This window comes from Streptococcus sp. HMSC072G04, assembly GCF_001813295.1.
In the GTDB taxonomy this organism is placed as follows: Bacteria; Bacillota; Bacilli; order Lactobacillales; family Streptococcaceae; genus Streptococcus.
Map to the genome: position 1 here is coordinate 51,984 of NZ_KV812007.1, position 16,702 is coordinate 68,685.

Sequence of the window (16,702 nt, forward strand, 5' to 3'; positions counted from 1 at the left end):
TTCGTCTATAATCTGCTATAATTGTGACTAATCGAATCAATCCTTTAATACTGTCCAGAGAGGCAGGCAAGGAGCTATGGAAATGAAAGGCCTGGGAAGACCAGCCTATATTTTGTGTATCTCCTTGTTGTGGGGGATTTTTTTGTATATTGAAAAGTGGTTTGATAAAAAAGAAATCGTCGATGATGGAGCATGAAGCACTCCCTTACGATTTGGTCATCGAAGGTAGACGTTTTTGTTCAGCCATAGCTTGTCGCATCTTAATTTTAGGAGGTTTTTACGATCGTGAATGACGTTAAATATGATGTGAATGATATGCCAAAACCTGGTTTATTGCTTGGTTTATCTTTCCAGCATTTGTTTGCCATGTTTGGGGCTACAGTGCTGGTGCCGATTTTGGTTGGGATTGATCCTGCCATTGCTTTGTTCTCATCTGGTTTGGGGACCTTGGCTCACTTGACAGTGACCAAGTATAAGATTCCTGCTTATATGGGGTCTAGTTTTGCTTATATTGCAGCGATGCAAATGCTGATGAAGTCAGATGGGATCGCGGCAGTTGCCCAGGGTGCTATGGCGGGTGGTTTGGTCTACTTGTTTGTAGCTCTGATTGTTAAGCATGCGGGTAAAGATTGGATTAATAAGGTCCTTCCACCAATCGTGGTTGGTCCCATTATCATGGTAATTGGTTTGAGTCTTGCGGCAAATGCAGTCACTGATGCGACAACCTTAAATAAAAGCTATAGTGGTTATGCTCTATTGATTTCGATGGTGACCCTCTTTGCGGTTATCCTCTTTAACATGTATGGCAAGAAGATTGTCGGTGTCGTCCCAATTTTACTTGGATTAATTGTGGGCTATATTTTCTCATTGGCTCTTGGTTTGCTGACAGGACATAGTTTTGTCAATTTCTCAGAGGTAAGTGCGGCGCATTGGATTCAAGTTCCAAACTTTGACATTCCATTTGTGGATTATAGCTTTAAGCTCTATCCAAGTGCGATTTTGACCATGGCTCCGATTGCCTTTGTGACCATGACGGAACATTTTGGCCACCTCATGGTTTTAAATAGTTTGACTGAGCGTGATTACTTCAAGGATCCAGGGCTTGACCATACGCTTACTGGTGATGGCTTGGCACAGATTATTGCTGGATTCTTTGGAGCTCCTCCAGTAACTTCTTATGGGGAAAACATTGGGGTGATGGCCCTTAGTAAGGTCTACTCAGTTTACGTTATTTCAGGTGCAGCAGTGATTGCGGTTGTCATGAGCTTTATTGGGAAGCTATCAGCACTCTTGCACTCTATTCCAACTCCTGTATTGGGAGGTTTGTCTATTGCCCTCTTTGGGGTTATCGCTGCTAGCGGTTTGAAAATTTTAGTTGAACATAAGATTGATTTTGATAATAAAAAGAATCTCTTGATTGCAAGTGTGATCTTGGTATCAGGGATCGGTGGTTTGATGATTGACCTCGGTGGTCTTCAAATCACTGGTGTCGCAACGTCAACCATTCTTGGAATTGTGTTGTATCAAATCCTTCCAGAACCAAAAGCTGACCAGGCTTAGTTTGTTCTGGTAGTGAAAAAGTTTGAATGGATTCAAACATTATAAAAACGAGGAACAAACTCTGATGGCAGAGTTGGTGTTCCTCGTTTTTTTTATTATGGATTGGATTTCCAAAGAGGCTTTCCTTCATTAAGTTGACTGCGTTTCTTAAATGGTAATGATTGTTATCGTGGTGGAAGACCAAGGGCGATGCGGCCATATCGGCTGATTCGTGTAATTTTCCAAGCGGGTGACCAAGTTACTTCAACCTTGACATCTTCGATCCCCTCGATCTCTTTTAGGCGAGCGACGATTTCGATCGGAAGACTCTCAGCGCAGCTACAAGCCGTACGGTAAAGGTCATAACCACCTTGCAAGTACCGGCTTCATCTAGATGGATCTCGTAGATCAGTCCAAGATTATAAACATCTAACTCAACATCGGTATCAAATACAAGCTCCAATTTTTCGATTAACGGCTTCTCTAGTGTCAGGGCGCGGTCATTGATTTTGATATCCTCTCTCATCGCAAGATCCTTTCAGTGTAGTATGGCTTCCATTTTCTCATAATTCGGCTGATAAGGCAAGAAGAGAAAGAGGTTTTGAACGTGTCGAACGAAGGAAATTCGGTCCAGCCTCCATTTCTCTTCGAATTTGTGGTAAAATAGAGGCAAAAGTAAGACAAAGGATGAAGGCTATGAAATTACAAAAACCAAAAGGGACCCAGGATATCCTTCCTGGCGATTCAGCGAAATGGCAATATGTAGAAGGCTTTGCACGCAAGGTCTTTGCGCGATACCATTATGATGAAATCCGCACACCGATCTTCGAACATTATGAAGTCATCAGCCGTTCAGTAGGGGATACAACGGATATCGTTACCAAAGAAATGTATGACTTCTATGACAAGGGAGACCGTCATATCACGCTTCGTCCAGAAGGGACAGCTCCTGTTGTCCGCTCGTATGTAGAAAACAAACTCTTTGCGCCTGAGGTACAAAAACCAAGTAAGTTCTATTACATAGGCCCAATGTTCCGCTATGAACGTCCTCAAGCAGGTCGTTTGCGTCAATTCCACCAAATTGGGGTAGAATGCTTTGGATCGAGCAATCCTGCAACGGATGTCGAAACCATTGCCATGGCAGCGCAATTCCTGAAAGAACTAGGAATTGACAATGTGACCTTGCACTTGAACACCTTGGGAAGCCCTGCTAGTCGTCAGGCTTATCGTCAAGCCTTGATTGATTACCTCTTGCCAATGAAGGATCAATTGTCTAAGGACAGCCAACGTCGCTTAGAAGAAAATCCGCTTCGTGTCTTGGATTCAAAAGAAAAAGAAGACAAGGCCGCGGTTGAACAGGCTCCTTCCATCCTAGACTATCTAGATGAAGAAAGCCAAGCGCATTTTGATGCGGTTCGTCGGATGTTAGAAGATTTAGGTGTAGCCTATGTCATCGATACCAATATGGTGCGTGGCTTGGATTACTACAACCACACGATTTTTGAGTTCATTACAGAAATTGAAGGCAATGAATTGACAGTCTGTGCGGGTGGTCGCTATGATGGTTTGGTTGAATACTTCGGTGGCCCTGCGACAGCTGGTTTTGGATTTGGTATCGGTGTGGAACGGATCCTTCTCGTTCTTGAAAAGAAAGGCATTGAATTACCGATCGAAACAGGCCTAGATGCCTATATCGCTGTCCTAGGAGATGAGGTCAATGAAGCAGCGCTTAGCTTGGTTCAAGCCCTTCGAATCCAAGGTTTCAAGGCAGAACGTGATTACCTTGGACGCAAGCTCAAGGCACAATTTAAGTCAGCAGATGTCTTTGCGGCCAAAGCCTTAATTACCTTAGGAAGTAGTGAAGTTGAGAGTGGTCAAGTTACTGTGAAAAATAACCAAACTCGTCAAGAAGTAACGGTAGCTCTTGAAAGCTTGAAGAAAGACTTTCCATCTGTTTTAGCAGAGTTGGGATTGGCTTGATCAAATCTTTCAGACACCTGTAAAACAGATTCGCATGGGAGTAGGAGCAAAATCGTTGCACCTGCTCTCTTTTATCTAGCTTCTGTTTGCCGACCTTTGCCAAGATTTGGCGAAAAGCCGTTAAATTTTCTGACATTTATGATATAATGAGAAGACTACTAGTAAAGGAATGAATCAGTCATGACATTAGTTTACCAATCAACACGAGATGAAAAAAATACTGTAACAGCTAGTCAAGCCATCCTTCAAGGATTGGCGACAGATGGCGGTTTGTTTACCCCAGTCTCTTATTCTCAAGTAGAGCTGGATTTTGATACCCTCAAAGACGCTTCTTACCAAGAAGTGGCCAAGCTTGTTTTGTCAGCCTTTTTGGACGACTTTACAGCAGAAGAGTTGGACTACTGTATTTCTCATGCTTATGACAGCAAGTTTGATACTCCAGCTATTGCTCCTCTTGTCAAACTCGATGGGCAGTACAACTTGGAACTCTTCCATGGTTCCACCATTGCCTTTAAAGATATGGCTTTGTCGATCTTGCCTTACTTTATGACAACAGCAGCTAAAAAGCACGGTTTGGAAAATAAAATTGTCATCTTGACGGCGACTTCTGGAGATACAGGAAAAGCTGCTATGGCAGGTTTTGCCGATGTTCCAGGGACAGAGATCATTGTCTTTTATCCAAAAGATGGTGTCAGCAAGGTGCAAGAATTGCAAATGACGACTCAAACGGGGGACAATACCCATGTCATCGCGATCGATGGAAACTTTGACGATGCCCAAACCAATGTCAAACACATGTTCAATGATGTGGCGCTTCGTGAAAAATTAGCAACCAACAAGATGCAATTCTCATCAGCCAACTCTATGAACATTGGTCGTTTGGTGCCTCAGGTTGTCTATTACGTATACGCCTATGCGCAATTGGTGAAGACAGGCCAAATCACAGCGGGAGAAAAAGTCAACTTTACCGTCCCAACAGGAAACTTTGGAAATATCTTAGCAGCTTTCTATGCCAAACAAATCGGTCTTCCAGTTGGAAAATTGATCTGTGCGTCAAATGAAAACAATGTCTTGACAGACTTCTTCAAAACACATGTCTATGATAAGAAACGTGAGTTCAAGGTGACCACTAGCCCATCAATGGATATTTTAGTCTCTTCAAACTTGGAACGCTTGATTTTCCACTTGGTAGGCAATGATGCCACAAAGACCAAAGAATTGATGGAAAGCCTCGTTGCAACAGGTCAGTACCAATTGTCCAACTTTGACGCAGACATCTTAGATTTGTTTGCGGCTGCATACGCAGATGAAGCAGAAACTGCTGCAGAGATCAAGCGGGTTTATGAAGCGTCTGATTACATCGAAGACCCTCATACAGCCGTAGCATCAGCCGTTTATCAAAAATACCGGACCCAAACAGGGGATACTGCTAAAACAGTTATTGCCTCTACAGCAAGTCCTTACAAATTCCCAGTTGTAGCAGTAGAAGCGGTGACAGGCGAGACAGGTCTAGGCGATTTCGAAGCCTTGGCTAAATTACACACACTCTCAGGTGTTCCTGTGCCACCGGCTGTAGACGGCCTTGAAACTGCACCGGTTCGCCATCGTACAAGCGTGGCAGCCAAAGACATGCAAGCAGCCGTAGAAGACTACTTGGGACTTTAATTCTCTGTATTAGAAAGATCAAAAGAGCCGTTTGGCTCTTTTATATACTCATGAATTCGTACAAAAAAATCTTAAACATCGCCCTTCCTGCCATGGGTGAAAATTTCTTACAAATGCTGATGGGCATGGTGGATTCTTATTTAGTGGCTCACCTGGGCTTGATTGCCATTTCAGGTGTTTCCGTCGCAGGGAATATCATCACGATCTATCAAGCCATCTTTTTGGCACTGGGTGCGGCAGTTGCCAGTGTCATGTCCAAAAGCTTGGGCGAAAAAAATCAAGAAACCATTGCCTACCATGCGACAGAGTCACTGAAGGTGACCTTATTGTTGAGTGCTCTCTTAGGAGGGGCTTCGCTGTTATTTGGACGCCAGATGATTTCGCTGTTGGGGACTGAAGCTGCAGTAGCCGAAAGCGGGGGGATTTACCTTTCCTTGGTCGGCGGGACCATTGTTCTCTTAGGATTGATGATGACCTTGGGCTCCTTGGTTCGGGTGGCCAACAATCCACGTCTTCCTATGTATGTGAGCCTGTTGACCAATCTATTAAATGCTCTGTTCTCCTCTGTGGCCATTTTCCTTTTTGGCTGGGGCATTGTCGGCGCGGCTTTGGGGACGGTGCTGGCCCGTCTGGTGGGCGTCCTCCTCTTGTGGCAAAAGGTTCGTCTGCCCTTTGCACCCCTTCGTTGGGGATTGGATCGTAAGCTCTTGAACTTAGCACTTCCAGCTGCCGGAGAGCGCTTGATGATGCGGGCTGGAGATGTGGTGATTATCGCGATCGTGGTCGCCTTTGGAACCGAGGCAGTCGCAGGAAATGCCATCGGAGAGACCTTGACCCAGTTTAACTACATGCCGGTGTTTGGAGTGGCCACAGCGACGGTCATGCTCGTAGCACGGAGCCTGGGTGAAGGTGATCTTGAGCAGCTTCACCGCCTTCGAAAGCAGTCTTACTGCTTGTCCTTTGTGTTGATGTTGCCCATTGCTCTGGGAGTTTTTTGGGGGGGCACTCTTCTGACCCATCTCTACACACAGGATGTGAAAGCGGTAGAAGCTAGCCTATCGGTTGTCCTCTTTTCTTTGTTGGGAACACCATTTACAGCAGGAACGGTCATCTATACAGCTGTTTGGCAAGGCTTGGGAAATGGGAAACTTCCATTTTATGCAACGACGATTGGCATGTGGGTCATTCGAATTGGAGCCGGTTATCTGCTTGGAGTAACCCTTGGCTTTGGCCTTCCAGGGGTCTGGACGGGGACCTTGCTAGACAATGGCTTTCGTTGGCTATTTTTGAGTCAGCTATATAGACGAACAGTAGGAGAGGAGAAAAAATGACAAAACGATCCTTTATTTGGGATTTGGATGGGACCTTGCTGGATTCCTATGATGCTATTTTAGCAGGTCTTGAGGAAACCTATGCAACTTATCAGCTTCCGTTTGACCGAGCGAGGATCAAAGACTACATCTTGAAACATTCGGTTCAAGATCTTTTAGTAGCGGTGGCGGAGGAGCATCATCTGGATGTGACGGACTTAAATCATCGCCGAGCTGAAAGTCTAGCAGAGAAAAATGCCCAGGTCCTTCTGATGGATGGGGCGCCTGATGTCCTAGCCTGGGGACAAGAAGCTGGAATTGAGCAGTTTGTCTATACCCATAAGGGAGAGAATGCCTTTGTCATCCTACGGGACTTGGGCCTGGAATCTTTTTTTACAGAGATTTTGACCAGTCAAAGTGGTTTTGCCCGCAAGCCTGACCCAGAAGCTGCCATGTATCTGATGGAGAAGTACGGGTTGGAGCCAGAAAATACCTACTATATTGGGGATCGGAGCCTGGATATTGACTTTGCAAGAAATAGCCAGATTCAGAGTATCAATTTCTTGACGTCTGACTATCAAGGCAATCATCAGATGAACACCTTACTAGATATCCCAGGTATTTTAAACGCTGAAAAGAATCTGTAAAGAATTTGTTTTCATTTTGAAATAAAGTCGTAAGCTTTCTTTAAGAAATGTCCGCTATAATAGAATCATAAACAAAGACCTCAACAAAGACCTCCTAACTTTGTTTAGAAAAATCCTAAAACTTTTCTTTTTCATAATAATCTCCCTAAGAGTCGCCAAATCAGGCGGCTTTTTTTGTGTAAAAAAACAGTGCAAGCTCTTTTCCTTGCAAGAGGATATGAAATATTTTATAATTGATTAGTCAATTATTGATTTATCAAAAATAATACGGAGAAGGAATATGGCAGAAATAAATGATTTGCTCTACCAACTACGTTTGGCAGATCAATCAACTACGCAACTTTTTGAAAAGCGCCTAGGGATTAGCTTAACGCGTTATCAAATTTTGCAGGATTTATTAGAACAAGCGCCTTGCAATCAGATCGCGGTTCAGGAACGCTTGCAGATTGATCCAGCGGCCTTAACCCGGCATTTCAAAATATTGGAAAAGGAAGGGTTTGTCCATCGGAGTCGAAATCCAAAAAACCAGCGGGAAATCTTAATTCATTTGACGGATACGGCCTATAATCGTTTGGTCAAACATCCCCCTCGCCATCATGTGGCGGTGAAAGAACAGATGAGTCGGATTTTGACTGCTCAAGAACAAGAGCAATTTTCTTACCTGCTGGACAAATTAGTATCTGGCATTGAACAAATAACAGTCGAATAAAAAGGAGAATCTACGATGTCATTACTGACGATTATTTTAGCAAGTCTTGCTGCACTGGAGCATTTATATATTTTTTATTTGGAGAGCATCAGAACCACATCTGATACCACAAGTCGGGTTTTCAACATGGATAAAGAAGAACTCGTCCGCCCATCTGTGACCTCTTTATTTAAGAATCAAGGAATATACAATGCCTTGATTGGTGTCTTCCTCTTGTATGGATTGTTTGTCTCTAAAAATAGTGAAGTTGTTACGATTTTTGTGCTCTTTATTATTGGAGCAGCGGCCTACGGTGCGATGACAGCCAATAAAAAGATTATCTTGACCCAAGGCGGTCCTGCAATTTTAGCTTTGTTGAGTATCCTATTTTTGGGATAAAAAGGACGTGCCGATAGGAATCTTTGAGCTGATTTTATTAAATTAGTGTAGAAAAAAGTATAAAAAAAGACTAAAAATTTTATTGACTTTCGAAAAAAAAGGGTTATAATGGTAGCAACAGAAAAGTAATGAGTCGGCTATTTTCAGGGAGCTTGTGGGAATTGTGAACAAGCAATAGCGACTGATGAAAATTGGACTGTTATGATCAATGAATTCTAACCCATGTGAATTCGGTTGGCACCCCTTACCGTGCAACTCCTTGATAGAGGAGATAGAGATGTAGGGAAAGACCAGCTAATTTTCCCTATAAAAGAGGTGGCACCGCGGACACTACGCCCTCACACAGTTTTTGTGTGAGGGCTTTTCTATGTGCCTTAGCAAGCAAAGCGAGCTTAGGCACATTGATCCCAAAGCGCAAACAGAGCGATGGGATAACCTTGATCGCCTTAGCAAGCGAAGTAGGGTGCGGTTGAATTCCTTAGAATAAAAGAGTTCTAGAAGAGAGGTTTCTGATATGAAAAAAGTTTTATCTGCTGATGTGTTGAGTCCAATTTTGGCTTATATGCGATTGGATGCGCCCCATAAAATGATCTTGGAGTCGATCCCTCGTGAAAAAGAGAATGCGCGTTTTTCAATTGTAGCCTATCGGCCGGTCAGTGAAGTCAAGTTTGAAAATGGCGTCCTCTATAACAATGATCAAATTGTTGAAGAGGATCCTTTGGACTTTTTGAATCGCATCACGGTCAAAAGGAAAACTTCAGAAGAGCTTCCTTTTAACGGTGGGGCAATTGGATTTGTCGGCTATGACTTGATTGGCCTCTATGAGAACATTGGTTCCATTCCGGAAGATACGATCGGCACACCTGATCTCCATTTTTTCTTATATGAAAGCTATGTGATTTTTGATCACAAAAAGGAAAAGGTCTATGTGGTGGAAGAGAACCTCTATAGTGGACGGAGTGAAGCAGAGCAAGCGTCGAGCTTGGAGCAAGTATTAGCGCAATTGGCAAGACCTGCAAAAGAAGAGTTTCAGGACAAGGACCTGCATGCGCTTCATTTCCACAATCATTTGGAGCAAAAAGAGTTTGAGGAAATGGTGGCCCTAGCGCGGGACTATATTCGAAAAGGAGATATGTTCCAATGCGTGCTCAGTCAACGTTTTTCAGCTGATTTTTCAGGTAAACCATTGGATTATTACCGCAATTTGCGCGTGACCAACCCTTCGAATTATCTCTACTTTTATGATTTTGGGGAGTACCAAATTATCGGTGCCAGTCCAGAAAGTCTGGTGTCGGTCAAGGATCGAGTGGTGACGACCAATCCCATTGCTGGCACACGTCCCAGAGGGATCGATGAAGAGGCTGATCGGCAATTGGCAGCTGATTTGGCAGGGGATCCAAAAGAAGTCGCAGAGCACCGGATGTTGGTGGATCTAGGGCGAAACGATATTGGGCGTATCGCTCAAAATGGGTCAGTTGAAGTGACCAAATATATGGAAGTGGAATTCTTTCGTTATGTGATGCACCTGACGAGTGTGGTCAAGGGGCAATTACTTCCTGGACTAGCCTCCATTGAGGCTCTGAAGGCGACTCTTCCAGCTGGGACCGTTTCGGGTGCTCCCAAGATTCGAGCCATGAAGCGGATCTATGAAGCAGAAAAAGAGAAACGCGGGGTCTATGCGGGTGCTATTGGCTATCTCTCTGTGACGGGGGATCTCGATTTTGCTATTGCGATTCGAACCATGATCCTCAAAAATAAGAAGGCTTATGTGCAGGCAGGAGCAGGAATCGTTTATGATTCGATCGCTGAAAATGAATACCAAGAAACCGTCAATAAGGCAAAATCAATGACAAGGATTGGAGAAGAAGGATGATTTTATTAGTCGATAATTACGATTCATTTACCTACAATTTAGCACAGTATATCGGAAAATTTGATGAGGTCCAGGTGCTTCGAAATGATGATCCGGATTTGTACCAAGTTGCCCAAGAAGCAGATGCCTTGGTCTTTTCTCCAGGTCCAGGTTGGCCAAAGGACGCGGGCAAGATGGAGGAGATGATCCGAGATTTCGCAGGGGTCAAACCAATCTTGGGGATTTGCTTGGGGCATCAAGCGATTGCGGAAGTTTTTGGAGGGCGCTTGGGATTGGCACCACAGGTCATGCATGGCAAACAAAGCCAGATCCAGCTAGAACCTCCCTCTCCGCTATACGCGGGTGTCGCAAAAGAAGTCCCAGTTATGCGCTACCATTCGCTGACGATTGAAGACATGCCAGAGGATTTTGTCATTACCTCTCGAACGACGGATGATCAAGCGATTATGGGAATTCAACACCGTAGCTTACCGATTTATGGTTTTCAATACCATCCAGAAAGTATCGGGACGCCAGATGGGCTCAAGACCATCGAAAATTTTGTCAAACTAGTCAAGGAGCGGAAGATGAAACAAGTGCTTGCAAAAGTAGCGGAAGGAATGGATCTAACCAGTGCAGAGTTAGAGGCTGCTATGGAGGAAGTCGTTGCTGGTCGTGCTTCAGAAGCACAGGTGACGGCCCTTCTTCTAGGCCTCAAAATGAAGGGGGAAACGGTTGAAGAGCGGACGGCTATTGCAAAAGTGATGCAGGCCTATGCAGTCGCTATTCCTACAGAAGTTCAAGGAGCAATGGACAATTGTGGAACGGGGGGCGATCGTTCTTATAGTTTCAATATTTCAACAACAGCTGCCTTCGTCCTTGCTGGTGGCGGCATCAAGATGGCGAAACACGGAAATCGTTCGATCTCTTCTAAATCTGGTTCTGCGGATGTGCTAGAAGCGCTAGGGATTAACCTTGATTTGGGTCCAAAAGACTTGGGACGAGTGTTTGAAAAGGCGGGAATTGTCTTCCTATTTGCCAAAAATCTACATCCTGGCATGCGCTATATTATGCCCGCTCGCTTGGCATTAGGGGTTCCAACGGTGATGAACTTAACCGGTCCTCTTATCAATCCGATTCCTCTAGAAACCCAGCTATTGGGAACCAGTCGTCCGGATATGCTGGAAAGTACGGCAGAGATTCTAAAGAATTTAGGTCGAAAACGCGCAGTGGTAGTGAGTGGTCCACAAGGTTTGGATGAGGCAGGCCTTGATGGAGAAACCCAGCTGGCTATTCTGGAAAATGGACAGGTTACCTTATCTAGCTTTCAACCAGAAGATATAGGAATGGAGCGCATCGAAATTGATCAAGTACGTGGTGGAGACGCCAAACGCAATGCGGAAATTTTGCTCAGTGTCTTGAAGAATGAAGCAAGTCCCTTCTTAGAGGTGACTGTCTTGAATGCTGGCCTTGGTTTTTATGCCAACGGCAAGGTAGATTCTATCAAGGAGGGGATTGCCTTGGCACGTGAAGTGATTGCCAGTGGGGCTGCCCTTGAGAAATTGAGATTATTACAGGAGTATCAAAAATGAGTCAAGAATTCTTGCCAAAGATTCTAAAGGAAAAGGCGCGTGAAGTGGCTGAGATGAAAGAAGAGGAACTCCAACCTTTGCGCGAGACCTACCGCCTGTATGATTACCTAAAGAGTCATCCAGAAAAGCTTCAGGTCATTGCGGAAGTGAAAAAGGCTAGCCCGAGTCTGGGAGATATTCATGTCGATGTGGATATCGTCGCGCAGGCTAAGACTTACGAAGAAAATGGGGCCGTGATGATTTCTGTCTTGACTGATGAAGTGTTTTTCAAGGGCAGTATCGAGTATCTCCGGGAAATATCTAGTCAAGTACGTATCCCCACCCTCAACAAAGATTTCATTGTGGATGAAAAGCAAGTGATTCGGGCGCGAAACGCAGGGGCGACCGTGATCTTGTTGATTGTTGCAGCCTTATCAGAGACTCGTCTGCAAGAGCTCTATGAGTTTGCGACCCATCTTGGCCTGGAGGTCTTGGTGGAGACCCATAATCTGACAGAACTAGAGGTAGCTCACCGGATTGGTGCTCAGATCATCGGGGTGAATAATCGCAACTTGGTGACCTTTGAGACTGATCTTCATACTAGCCTAGAATTGGCGACCAATTTTGAACAAGAACCGGTTTACATCTCGGAGTCTGCTATTTTCGCAGCAGCAGATGCGCGCATGCTGGCTCCTTATTTTAGTGGCATTCTCGTTGGGACAGCCCTCATGAAGGCAGACAATGTGGCTGAAAAAGTAAAGGAGTTGCAGATTGACAAAGGTTAAAATTTGCGGATTGTCCACTCCGGAAGCCGTCCAGACCGCTATTGAAGCCGGTGCGGACTACATTGGTTTTGTCTTTGCACCAAGCAAACGGCAAGTCACGTTGGAGCAAGCTCGGCAGTTGGCTACAGGCATTCCAAAGGGAGTTCAAAAAGTCGGTGTTTTTGTATCCCCACAAAGAGAAGAAGTGGAGCAAGCTTGCCAAGTTGTGGGCTTGGACCTGATACAATTGCATGGACCGATGGATGAAACCATCTTGCAAGACCTTCCCCAACAAACGATTCGCGCTGTTCAAGTGGGGAAAGATGCAGTTCTTCCTGAGACCAGTGCCGATTATCTGCTCTTTGATGCTCCTGTAGCAGGAAGTGGGCAGACCTTTGACTGGCAAAAGCTCGAAACCCAAAACTTTACAAAGCCCTTCTTTATTGCAGGGGGCTTGACAGTAGATAATGTAGCAGATGCTATTCGCTTCTTTCATCCTTATGCGGTGGATGTATCCAGTGGGGTCGAGACAAATGGAATAAAAGATCAAGAAAAGATAAAACGATTTATAGAAAGGGTCAAGCATGGCATATAAACAACCAGATAAAAACGGATTTTACGGGCGGTTCGGGGGACGATTTGTCCCTGAAACCTTGATGACAGCAGTTTTAGAATTAGAAGAAGCCTATAGAGAAAGTCAAGCAGATCCTTCTTTTCAAGCAGAATTGGATCAGCTTCTGAAACAATATGTCGGTCGGGAAACACCGCTCTATTACGCTAAGAATCTAACCAAGTATGTTGGTGGAGCCAAGATTTTTCTTAAAAGAGAAGACCTCAACCACACAGGGGCTCATAAAATTAATAATGCTCTAGGACAGGTTTTGTTGGCACACCGGATGGGCAAAAAGAAGATCATCGCAGAAACAGGGGCCGGACAGCACGGTGTTGCAACAGCAACAGCTGCTGCTTTATTTGATATGGAATGCACCATCTACATGGGGGAAGAAGATGTCAAACGCCAAGCCCTCAATGTCTTTCGGATGGAATTGTTGGGCGCCAAGGTTCAATCAGTAACAGATGGGTCACGGGTTCTCAAGGATGCGGTCAATGCTGCCCTTAGAGCCTGGGTAGCAAATGTGGAGGATACCCACTATATCATGGGGTCTGCTCTAGGGCCTCATCCATTCCCAGAGATTGTCCGTGATTTTCAAAGTGTCATCGGTCGAGAAGCCAAACGCCAATTTGCAGAGCAAAATGATGGTGCGCTACCAGATGCAGTCTTAGCCTGTGTAGGAGGCGGATCGAACGCCATTGGGCTCTTTTATCCTTTTGTTGAGGATGCCTCTGTTGCCATGTATGGGGCGGAAGCTGCTGGCCTTGGGGTAGATACAGACCAGCATGCAGCAACCTTAACCAAGGGACGTCCGGGAGTCCTTCACGGCGCCTTGATGGATGTTTTACAGGATGCCCATGGACAGATTTTAGAAGCCTTCTCGATTTCGGCAGGTCTCGATTATCCTGGGATTGGGCCAGAGCATTCTTATTTCCATGACATCAAGCGGGCAACCTATGTGCCTGTGACAGACCAAGAAGCCCTAGAAGCCTTTCAATTGCTTTCGAAAGTAGAAGGAATCATTCCAGCTCTGGAATCGAGCCATGCTATCGCCTATGCGGTGAAGTTGGCTAAGGAGATGGGGCCTGAAAAATCCATGATCGTTTGCTTATCAGGTCGTGGGGATAAAGATGTGGTACAAGTCAAAGACCGCCTAGAACAAGAGAGAGGAGAGTAAGATGGGAAAGACCTTAACAGAGCATTTTCAAAAGCTGAAAGACCAGCAGCAAGGGATCTTTGTTCCTTATATTATGGCAGGAGATCATGAAAAAGGCTTGGCAGGTTTGCAGGAAACCATCCAATTTTTAGAGGGGCTTGGTGTCTCAGCTATTGAGGTTGGCATTCCTTTTTCGGATCCGGTGGCAGATGGTCCTGTGATTGAAGAGGCGGGACTACGAAGTTTAGCCCATGGGACGACGACAGAGGAACTGGTGCAAACGATCCAGCACTTAGAGACAAGTGTTCCTTTGGTCATCATGACCTATTTCAACCCCTTGTTCCAATATGGTCTAGAAAACTTTTTTAGAGATGTAGAAGGAACAGCAGTCAAAGGAGTGATTATTCCGGACCTCCCCCATGAGCATGCGAATTTGGTAGAGCCTCTATTAGTGGATAAAGACATCGCTTTGGTGCCACTAGTGAGCCTAACCACAGGAATCGAGCGTCAAAAGAAATTGATCCAAGATGCAGAAGGATTTATCTATGCCGTTGCTGTCAATGGAGTGACGGGGAAAGCTGGTAGCTATCGAGATGATTTAGATCACCACTTGGCCCAATTACACGAAATAGCGTCCATTCCTGTTTTAACAGGTTTTGGAGTTTCCAGCATGGAGGATGTTCACCGTTTCAACAAGGTCTCAGATGGGGTTATTGTGGGGTCCAAAATCGTTAAGGCTCTCCATCAAGGGGAGATAGACGCCATCGCTCGTTTTATTTCTCAAGCAGTGAAGGGCTAGAAGATTCATTTCATTTATCATCAGATCGATTCTCCAAGATTAAGCTCTTTGTCTACTATTTTAATCATTCCCCTCGTTTATCTTTACAAACGAGGCTTTCTCGTTACAATAGAGGTAGTAACAAGAAAAGAGGAGAAGAGAATGATAAGCCTTGAAGAGATTGATCAAGTTGTCCAGTCAGGTCCTTTTGAACCAAGCTGGGACTCTCTTAGCCATCAAGTCTGTCCGGATTGGTATCGAGATGCCAAATTTGGAATGTTTATCCACTGGGGCGTCTACAGTGTACCTGCCTTTGGTTCGGAATGGTATTCGCGAAATATGTATATCCAAGGGAATCCTTGTTATGACTATCATCGAGAGCATTTTGGAGACCAGGCCAGCTTTGGCTACAAGGATCTCATTCCTCTTTTTACAGCCGATCGCTTTGATCCGGCATCTTGGCTGGATCTCTTTCAAAAAGCGGGAGCCCAGTATCTTTTTCCAGTTGCGGAGCACCACGATGGTTTTCAGATGTATGCCTCTACTCTCTCGCCTTATAATAGCTTAGAAATGGGGCCGAGACGAGATGTCTTAGGAGAGCTGAGGGAGGAAACAGAAAAACGTGGCCTGCACTTCTGTACGTCCTCTCACCGGGCAGAACACCAGTTTTTCTTTTCACATGGCAAGGAATTCACTAGTGACATTCCGCAAGAAGTCCCAAGAGATAGCCTTTATTGGCCAGCGGAGCCAGAGCCCAAGGATCATTTTGATCTGACTTCCAAGCCTTATCCAAGCAAAGAATTCTTGGAAGATTGGCTTTTGCGAACCTGTGAACTGGTGCGGGACTACCAGCCAGAGCTCCTTTATTTTGACTGGTGGATCCAGCATGAGAGTTTCCGTCCCTACTTGATGCGCTTTTTGGCTTATTATTACAATCTAGCAGCACAAGAGGATCGCAAGGTGGCTGTTTGTTACAAACAGGATGCCCTCCCTTTCGGTTCAGGAATCGTTGAGATGGAGCGGGGAGGATACGGAGAGACGCAAGCCTTTCCGTGGCAAATGGATACCGCGATTGCCCGTAATTCTTGGTGCTATACCCAGGATCTAGCCTACAAGAGCAGTAAGGAATTGCTACAAAATTTAGTTGATGTTGTGGCAAAAAATGGCAATCTTCTGCTCAATATTGGACCCAAGGCAGATGGCACGATCCCTGAGCAAGACCAAGACATCCTCACAGAGATCGGGAACTGGCTGGCGGTAAATGGAGAAGCCATTTATCAGAGTCGGCCTTGGCGGGTGTCATCAGACGGACCGACCGAGGCCCAGGAAGGTTCCTTCTCAGATGGGCAAGCGCCACTCTATACTAGCCAAGATTTCCGCTATACCATGCGTGATGGCTTTCTTTATGCTATCCAGCTGGAACCAGGTGGAAGGACGGAAGGGTTGACCTTGCCGTCTCTCGCCTATGATCTCAAGCAACCGAGAATTCTTCATGCGCGCATTCAAAAGCTAGAGCTCCTTGGAGAAAGCCAGCCCCTTTCTTGGAGCCAAGATGAGACAGGGCTCCATCTTCAGTTACCAGCTTGTAGCAAAAAACAACCGCGTGTTTTGCGCCTCAGCTTTTAGTTTTCTTGAAGCTTTCTATAAGGAATTGTTTAGGTTTCTCTTGTATACTGTACTCATCCAATAAGAAATGAGGTACAGAAAATGAAAATCTCAGTTAATTATCCAAAACGCTTT

14 protein-coding genes and 2 pseudogenes are annotated in these 16,702 nt (G+C 45.1%); 15 read left to right on the forward strand and 1 reads right to left on the reverse strand.

Annotated features, from left to right (window positions below):
* The first annotated feature begins 285 nt into the window (after nt 1-285).
* The gene (locus HMPREF2904_RS01495; RefSeq protein ID WP_070659563.1) at nt 286-1,560 is read left to right on the forward strand and encodes a uracil-xanthine permease family protein; all 1,275 of its coding nucleotides are present in this window, start codon (nt 286-288) and stop codon (nt 1,558-1,560) included.
* A gap of 164 nt (nt 1,561-1,724) precedes the next feature.
* Here HMPREF2904_RS01495 and HMPREF2904_RS01500 read toward each other — a convergent pair.
* Nucleotides 1,725-2,065, reverse strand: a pseudogene (locus HMPREF2904_RS01500) (metal-sulfur cluster assembly factor).
* Nucleotides 2,066-2,235: 170 nt separating this feature from the next.
* On the opposite strand from HMPREF2904_RS01500, the gene hisS reads away from it, so the two are divergent.
* From hisS to HMPREF2904_RS01565, 14 genes and pseudogenes are all read left to right on the forward strand, one after another.
* Entirely contained in the window at nt 2,236-3,519 is a 1,284-nt protein-coding gene (gene hisS / locus HMPREF2904_RS01505) for a histidine--tRNA ligase (RefSeq protein WP_049517964.1), read from the forward strand.
* 180 nt (nt 3,520-3,699) lie between these two features.
* Nucleotides 3,700-5,184 (forward strand): threonine synthase, encoded by a 1,485-nt coding sequence (gene thrC / locus HMPREF2904_RS01510; protein ID WP_070659565.1) that lies wholly within the window; start codon nt 3,700-3,702, stop codon nt 5,182-5,184.
* A gap of 50 nt (nt 5,185-5,234) precedes the next feature.
* A complete protein-coding gene (locus HMPREF2904_RS01515) occupies nt 5,235-6,515 on the forward strand; it encodes an MATE family efflux transporter (RefSeq protein WP_013904440.1) in 1,281 nt (426 codons plus the stop codon).
* Nucleotides 6,512-7,141 (forward strand): HAD-IA family hydrolase, encoded by a 630-nt coding sequence (locus tag HMPREF2904_RS01520; RefSeq protein ID WP_070659567.1) that lies wholly within the window; start codon nt 6,512-6,514, stop codon nt 7,139-7,141. The genes HMPREF2904_RS01515 and HMPREF2904_RS01520 overlap by 4 nt, the downstream gene beginning before the upstream one ends.
* A gap of 280 nt (nt 7,142-7,421) precedes the next feature.
* The gene (locus HMPREF2904_RS01525) at nt 7,422-7,850 is read left to right on the forward strand and encodes a MarR family winged helix-turn-helix transcriptional regulator (RefSeq protein ID WP_003009542.1); all 429 of its coding nucleotides are present in this window, start codon (nt 7,422-7,424) and stop codon (nt 7,848-7,850) included.
* Between the two features lie 15 nt (nt 7,851-7,865).
* The gene (locus HMPREF2904_RS01530) at nt 7,866-8,228 is read left to right on the forward strand and encodes a DUF1304 domain-containing protein (protein WP_013904442.1); all 363 of its coding nucleotides are present in this window, start codon (nt 7,866-7,868) and stop codon (nt 8,226-8,228) included.
* A gap of 514 nt (nt 8,229-8,742) precedes the next feature.
* Nucleotides 8,743-10,101, forward strand: coding sequence for an anthranilate synthase component I (trpE, locus tag HMPREF2904_RS01535; protein WP_013904443.1), 1,359 nt, complete (start codon nt 8,743-8,745; stop codon nt 10,099-10,101).
* Nucleotides 10,098-10,658: pseudogene (locus HMPREF2904_RS11845) on the forward strand (aminodeoxychorismate/anthranilate synthase component II); the annotation flags it as partial. The gene trpE and the pseudogene HMPREF2904_RS11845, both read left to right, overlap by 4 nt.
* A 9-nt stretch (nt 10,659-10,667) precedes the next feature.
* A complete protein-coding gene (gene trpD / locus HMPREF2904_RS11850; protein ID WP_041818513.1) occupies nt 10,668-11,672 on the forward strand; it encodes an anthranilate phosphoribosyltransferase in 1,005 nt (334 codons plus the stop codon).
* Nucleotides 11,669-12,436 carry an indole-3-glycerol phosphate synthase TrpC gene (gene trpC, locus HMPREF2904_RS01545; RefSeq protein WP_013904445.1) on the forward strand — a complete coding sequence of 256 codons (768 nt, stop codon included), beginning with the start codon at nt 11,669-11,671 and terminating at the stop codon, nt 12,434-12,436. The genes trpD and trpC overlap by 4 nt, the downstream gene beginning before the upstream one ends.
* Nucleotides 12,423-13,010, forward strand: coding sequence for a phosphoribosylanthranilate isomerase (locus HMPREF2904_RS01550; protein ID WP_013904446.1), 588 nt, complete (start codon nt 12,423-12,425; stop codon nt 13,008-13,010). Before trpC ends, HMPREF2904_RS01550 begins: the two co-directional genes overlap by 14 nt.
* Nucleotides 13,000-14,205 (forward strand): tryptophan synthase subunit beta, encoded by a 1,206-nt coding sequence (trpB, locus tag HMPREF2904_RS01555; protein ID WP_049487558.1) that lies wholly within the window; start codon nt 13,000-13,002, stop codon nt 14,203-14,205. The genes HMPREF2904_RS01550 and trpB overlap by 11 nt, the downstream gene beginning before the upstream one ends.
* Before the next feature lies 1 nt (nt 14,206).
* Entirely contained in the window at nt 14,207-14,983 is a 777-nt protein-coding gene (gene trpA / locus HMPREF2904_RS01560; protein ID WP_070659569.1) for a tryptophan synthase subunit alpha, read from the forward strand.
* A gap of 141 nt (nt 14,984-15,124) precedes the next feature.
* Nucleotides 15,125-16,588 (forward strand): alpha-L-fucosidase, encoded by a 1,464-nt coding sequence (locus tag HMPREF2904_RS01565; RefSeq protein ID WP_070659571.1) that lies wholly within the window; start codon nt 15,125-15,127, stop codon nt 16,586-16,588.
* Nucleotides 16,589-16,702: the final 114 nt, after the last annotated feature.

Bases quoted from the DNA above. Each gene is read 5' to 3' on its own strand.
- HMPREF2904_RS01520 (WP_070659567.1), top strand. From the start codon at position 6,512: ATGACAAAACGATCCTTTATTTGGGATTTGGATGGGACCTTGCTGGAT.
- HMPREF2904_RS01530 (WP_013904442.1), top strand. From the start codon at position 7,866: ATGTCATTACTGACGATTATTTTAGCAAGTCTTGCTGCACTGGAGCAT.
- trpC (WP_013904445.1), top strand. From the start codon at position 11,669: ATGAGTCAAGAATTCTTGCCAAAGATTCTAAAGGAAAAGGCGCGTGAA.
- HMPREF2904_RS01525 (WP_003009542.1), top strand. From the start codon at position 7,422: ATGGCAGAAATAAATGATTTGCTCTACCAACTACGTTTGGCAGATCAA.
- hisS (WP_049517964.1), top strand. From the start codon at position 2,236: ATGAAATTACAAAAACCAAAAGGGACCCAGGATATCCTTCCTGGCGAT.
- trpD (WP_041818513.1), top strand. From the start codon at position 10,668: ATGAAACAAGTGCTTGCAAAAGTAGCGGAAGGAATGGATCTAACCAGT.
- trpA (WP_070659569.1), top strand. From the start codon at position 14,207: ATGGGAAAGACCTTAACAGAGCATTTTCAAAAGCTGAAAGACCAGCAG.
- trpE (WP_013904443.1), top strand. From the start codon at position 8,743: ATGAAAAAAGTTTTATCTGCTGATGTGTTGAGTCCAATTTTGGCTTAT.
- HMPREF2904_RS01565 (WP_070659571.1), top strand. From the start codon at position 15,125: ATGATAAGCCTTGAAGAGATTGATCAAGTTGTCCAGTCAGGTCCTTTT.
- HMPREF2904_RS01515 (WP_013904440.1), top strand. From the start codon at position 5,235: ATGAATTCGTACAAAAAAATCTTAAACATCGCCCTTCCTGCCATGGGT.
- thrC (WP_070659565.1), top strand. From the start codon at position 3,700: ATGACATTAGTTTACCAATCAACACGAGATGAAAAAAATACTGTAACA.
- trpB (WP_049487558.1), top strand. From the start codon at position 13,000: ATGGCATATAAACAACCAGATAAAAACGGATTTTACGGGCGGTTCGGG.